Source organism: Yokenella regensburgei (assembly GCF_051486985.1).
Taxonomy (GTDB): Bacteria; Pseudomonadota; Gammaproteobacteria; order Enterobacterales; family Enterobacteriaceae; genus CBFFRJ01.
Window position 1 is genome coordinate 1 of record NZ_JAHVDV010000070.1, and the last position, 5,383, is coordinate 5,383.

General features: G+C 39.5%; 5 protein-coding genes and 3 pseudogenes. All 8 read right to left on the reverse strand.

Annotated elements, in window-relative coordinates; translation table 11 throughout:
• Positions 1–698: pseudogene (locus tag KXR87_RS23280) on the reverse strand (hypothetical protein); the annotation flags it as partial.
• Between the two features lie 52 nt (positions 699–750).
• Positions 751–1,305: a hypothetical protein gene (locus KXR87_RS23285; RefSeq protein ID WP_437434549.1), complete on the reverse strand. Its 555-nt coding sequence runs from the start codon at positions 1,303–1,305 to the stop codon at positions 751–753.
• Between the two features lie 332 nt (positions 1,306–1,637).
• Entirely contained in the window at positions 1,638–2,036 is a 399-nt protein-coding gene (locus KXR87_RS23290) for a hypothetical protein (protein ID WP_437434550.1), read from the reverse strand.
• On the reverse strand, positions 2,033–2,884 hold the full coding sequence (locus tag KXR87_RS23295) for a hypothetical protein (RefSeq protein ID WP_437434553.1): 852 nt from the start codon (positions 2,882–2,884) through the stop codon (positions 2,033–2,035). The genes KXR87_RS23290 and KXR87_RS23295 overlap by 4 nt, the downstream gene beginning before the upstream one ends.
• Positions 2,885–2,980: 96 nt before the next feature.
• Positions 2,981–3,208 (reverse strand): annotated as a pseudogene (locus tag KXR87_RS23300) (bacteriophage T4 gp5 trimerisation domain-containing protein); the annotation flags it as partial.
• 32 nt (positions 3,209–3,240) lie between these two features.
• A complete protein-coding gene (locus tag KXR87_RS23305) occupies positions 3,241–3,522 on the reverse strand; it encodes a type VI secretion system PAAR protein (RefSeq protein ID WP_437434551.1) in 282 nt (93 codons plus the stop codon).
• A gap of 417 nt (positions 3,523–3,939) precedes the next feature.
• Positions 3,940–4,962, reverse strand: coding sequence for a hypothetical protein (locus KXR87_RS23310; RefSeq protein WP_437434552.1), 1,023 nt, complete (start codon positions 4,960–4,962; stop codon positions 3,940–3,942).
• A gap of 28 nt (positions 4,963–4,990) precedes the next feature.
• Positions 4,991–5,383 (reverse strand): annotated as a pseudogene (locus KXR87_RS23315) (hypothetical protein); the annotation flags it as partial.

The window sequence follows — 5,383 nt, forward strand, 5'->3', positions numbered from 1 at the left end:
TTCAGTGGCTCTGCTTTAAATGAAAATACAGCATATTCTCGTGTCTTGTTTCCATTTTCTGGATCAGGAGCAAAATAAGTGTTGAGGTTATCAACTAACTGATCTGCCCGATTTAACTGCTCAAGTGCTTTAGTTCTGCGCAGTTTTTTGATTTCTTCCTCATACTCATGTGTAAATTCTTTATTGCAAATTTTCAATCCGAAATCCACGTTCAGTGCAGTTTTATTCATCAACTCAAACTGAGCCGTTTTATACGTCCAGCCGTTACGTAATTTATTCTTATTTTTTGACTGCGTATTATCCATGGTTTGACGGGATTTTATTTGCTCGTCACGGCGTTCTTTGATAGTTCGCTCTCTGCGTGATGAAATAAGGTCATAGCTTAACCCAACCGTAAAACGTATTTCTATCGTCGGACAGACATCAATTTCAACATATCTGCCACACTCGTGACAGCCATTTACCACAACTGCATAATGAGCCGGTTCATCAAAAATTTTTCCGGGGTGGGTAACTGAACTGAGATAGTCCCACGGACTTCTGAATGAACCGCCTATACTTAATTCTTTTTTCTTTCCTCCGTAATACAGTATGACTTTTTCTGGCTTTTCATCAGCACTTAACGATTCAGACGCCCCCGCTTTATACTCTTTCAGCCATGCTTCCGGACACCCACTTTTGGGTAAAGTTATAAACATCGATGGAGTAATTTTTTAAGTTATATTTCTGCAGGTGCTGTGTTATCAATGTTTACTTATTTTTATTTTTCATGTCTTCCAAAAAATTTGATCCAGCATAATACCATATTACCTTAAGATATTTTCCATTGGGATTTTTATAGATAGAGACTAGCCAGCAATTTGAAAATTGGTCATTAGCAATAATATTTTCATAAAATAAATTTCTTATGTTTACTATGGCGTATGCATAATTATTGCTTTTTTTATAATACTCAACGTTTTTATTTTCCTTTATCCCTAAGGTGTTAATGTATGTAAGAGTGATACTGGTTAGCTCAAACCCATCGACTGAAAATGGAAATTCCATCTCTTGATTGCTTTCTGGTAAAGATCTTCGTAGCTTTGAACTAGATCTTGGATATATACGCTCAGTCCAGTCCCAATCAATGCGGTTATCTTTTAAACATACGTTTTTCGTTGACAAATTATCGCAATCGTATATAACACTTGCTTTAGTTTCTTTCCCATTCACTTTATATGAATAAATTTTACTTCTAATAATATAAATATCATTCATCGGTTTTTCATGGCACACCTCTAACTCATTAAGCTTGTTTTTAAGCACATTATATATTTTCTCGTTTGTTTCCTTTTTATTCTCGAGAGATTTTTTAAATCATAGAATGCTTGATAATCATGTTCTTCTTTACATGGTTTCGCTCCAAACGTGCCAAAGGAGAGGTGTAGTGAAATCAATAAAATGTAAATTTTCATTTTGTTATTTCTCCACAATTAGTTTACCTGCATATCACGCCCACGCCAGTTCGATATCCTATTTTAATGCCTAAGTCATAATAATAAAATTCAATGAATTTGATTTGTACATATCGCGAACTCCTGGCTGGATGCTATGTACGCTGGATATGTTCAATAATATTGCTGATTTCCATTTAATGATTATAATTCCCTTTTCATTGAATCAAAGCGTTTCATAATAAAAATAAAGAACGGAAAATACCACCACCCAATTAACATCACGCCTGAAACCATGAAAAGTAAGCGCCATCGGGTGGTTAAGTCTTCTCCTGATATTACATCAGTAATAAGCAGCGAACAAAAGGATAAAAACCACCCACAGATACCACCGATAAACAAGGCCCATGCGGGTTTCATCGTATAGAAAATGTCAAATGCTAACAATAAGAACATTGAAGAAAGGAAATATATAAAAAAATATATAAAAATATAAAAACCAGAAACCTGATGTTTTTCTACAATTTTATCCAATAAATAAAAGTGAGCAACCATCATAATAATGAAAATCATCAGGAGGGCAGCTGTTTTAAAAATTCTCATCTGGCGGCACTCATCTCTTCCAGCCTACGTTTTCTTATCTCAATCACTGCTGCCCATAACGAATTTGGTAACGTATACGTATCCATTTCAGGCTCTATATGTTGTAGCAATTTTGAAGACCATTCAGCGCAACTAAATGCTCCAGGTTCCTCATCACCATCATCTAAAGCGATAGCGGCGTTTGTTAGCACCACTATCTCTTCATCCGTAACAGGTAAGGCTACTATTTTAACCTTATATGGAAACCATTCATTATCAAGTTTATCTTTAGATTTCCCCTCAGGATTTTCCTGATAAGTAATGAAGTCATTCAAATTTGCAAATTCACCACTAAATAAAAAACCTGATCCACGTTGTCCATATCCACCCTCTAGTTTTTTATAGGGATTATAACTTCCATTAGGATCGAACAGATATGGCCCAAAAGAATCATTTTTTACGTTAAAATATATAGCGGAGTGATCTCCACCTATTTCATATGTTGAATGCTTCTCTATAATAGTTGATGTTATCAGTATGACTTCAGATGTATAAAGTTTTTCTTTCCCGCTTATGGCTAATTCTGATGTTTTATGAACTACCTTTTGTGCTGTCTGTCCATATTGTTCTGCTTCGCCCTGATCCATTACTTCTTCTTGTATGCCCTTAGGGAGATAAGCAATATATCCTTCTGATTCATCATCAGCTATCACATCCATCATCCCCGGCAACATCACCCCCACCGGCGTTACCGGACGTCCCCCGCTGTTGAGATTGATTTTCGGCCCCGTGATGTCCACCCCGGCCGGGTGTATCACCACAAAGGAGCCGCCCACCCGCAGGGTGATTTGCGTGTCGCTCTGCAGCACGATTTCACCCCGCGCACGGGTGCCGCAGGCCCCCGTCACCTTCAGTGCCTGGCTGCCTTTGACCGTCAGGCTGTGGCTGCCCTCCACCCGGCTGAGGTGGTCCCCGGTGGTGCTGTGGTTCTGGTTTCCCTCGTTATTAACCCGCAGCGTCTGGTCATTGCGCACCGTCATGCGCCGGTCATGAGCCACGGTGAGGGTCTGGTCGTGCCCGACGCTAATCCGCTGGTTGCTGCCAATGGTCTCGGTGTGGTCCACCTTTACGTCCGTGGTGCGGTCCGGGTGAAAACGCACCCGCACGCGGCCGTATGCCCGCCGGGTACACATTTAGTCGCATCACAAGTTCTGGACTAAGAAAGTTAACCAATAGTGACTGTACCGCCGATAATCACACCGCCGCAGTTAACAGCATCACCCGTTCTGGCCGCGGGCAGACCCTCAATAAAAACCGTACCAGAACCACTGGCTATTTTTCTTGGGTGAGGAGGGTGTTTGGGTTTGGCATGGGGTGTAAGGGGATCTCCTTTTCGGGCAGCAGGGAGACCATCGATAAATACGCTGCCTGAACCGGTATTAATGACAGTTTCACGATAATCATCATGCTGAGAACCTTTGTCTGAAATTTTTGCAGCCAGTGGCATATTTTTCTCCAGTAAGTGTTATTAGTCGATACTGTTTTTTGTTTTTCATCACTTTCGGATATATTTTTGTAGCCATTTCGTCTTAGAGGGGGTTAGTAAAATTTAATTCTGCTGATCATTTCCTGAATGGTTGATTTGTAGATAATAAAACATGATGTTGGTTAAGTTTTTTATCCATGACCTGCCTATTATGTTTTACAACCCCATGGGGGCTTATGGTGTTCTTAACGATAAAATTATAAGTCTTAATGGCACTGTAAGTCTGCTGGATATCAGGCAGGCAGTGTTTGTGGAGGTCATATATGATTAAAGCCTTCATGCTTGATGATAGTGAGGTAGCGCGAAGAAATATCTTGAAAGTATATATGGCTATTTTTTGCTATCTGCGTTGTTATATACAACATTTCAGAGTGTATTTTATATTACAGGGACGAATTCGCCATCAATTAATGAAAAGATCGGTGCATAAAAACCCAAATACTCATCACCATTTTTATCAATATATTTATATGTTAATGGGGAGTAGTTTCTATCTGATTTATTGTATAGTTTTACCATGCGTCCTTTATTCATAATGCGAACATCATAATCATCCCATTTGATAGGGATTAGTTTTGCTCTTCCTCCCTCTAATTTTTCTTTTGTATACAATGATGACAATATCTCATCTTCACTGTCACCAGTAGTAGTTGACCATGCTTTCAACGCGATTTTATTGAATTTTTTTAGCCGATTACGGTCTTTACTATTAATAATTTCTGCCATTTCATTGTATGCGGTTCGTAACTTCTGAATTTGGATATTACTTCCCGTAAAAGGCTCTGCTTTGACCCACTCCCAATCTGGGATATCACTCAATACAACTTTCTGCGTAAACCGATAAAGCTCCATTCCTTGCGGGAAATAGGTTTTATTAAAATAATCAGGATCAATATGTCCTGGGATAATCTGTTCAGCCAGAATTTTTGTTCTGGCAATTGGGTGCAGATTATCAGGTTGAGCATCCGGTAACCCCAATGAATTAATAGCTACTTTTATTGATGAGAGTGTTTGCTTTTCCTGTCCATTAAAACGTACTAGCTCCAGATGGCAAGCTGATTTCGGATCGAAACGCCGTCTTTCTTCTGGCGATAATGTTTTATCAGAGAACCAACCCAGTGCGCCAATCTCCAGGCTGATTTCGTTTTCACCGTTTTCCATGAGTATTAAAGTATTGGTGCTGGAGGTGCCACCACCTCGTTCCGCCCACGCCGAATCGCGATTGTCAAATCCAGTAACATCATTTGTTTTAATTATACAAAAAGATTTTTCTATATTGAATAAGCTACGAATTTTATGTGTTTCCCTATTAGAATATGCATTTAAAGTCATAATACCTCCAGTGATAAAAATAGTGAGTAATATGTATTTCAGCCTGATTTTTTTCGCTTTCTTAATCATGTATAACTCCGTTATGCTCATTGTCCTTTTAATCGTTTTTATTCCAGTCTGGATTAGAACCCATGGCCCATGGTTGAACAGGAGTTGGCGGCGTTACTGAAGTCTGAGGGAGTACGCGCTTTTCACCGTAAAGATTAATACGTAACACAGATCCTTCAGGTTTTAATGGAGAACATAATTGCCAATCTTCTTCAGCGTTGTTACTTTTTTTTGGTAACGAGTCATTCTTTTTTTTATCCTTCCCACTCTGTATGTCAATCGCAAACTTAAACGTCCCCTTAATTCCGTCATGGTATGCAACCAGATCCAGGCCATTATCATGCTCATCCAGAGCAAAGCCTGCTGCTGCACCGATAGTGGCTTCAGCCTCAGCCCTGAGTTCTACGACAAAAACTTCGGCCTCAAAGGTGGCGCTGACCAC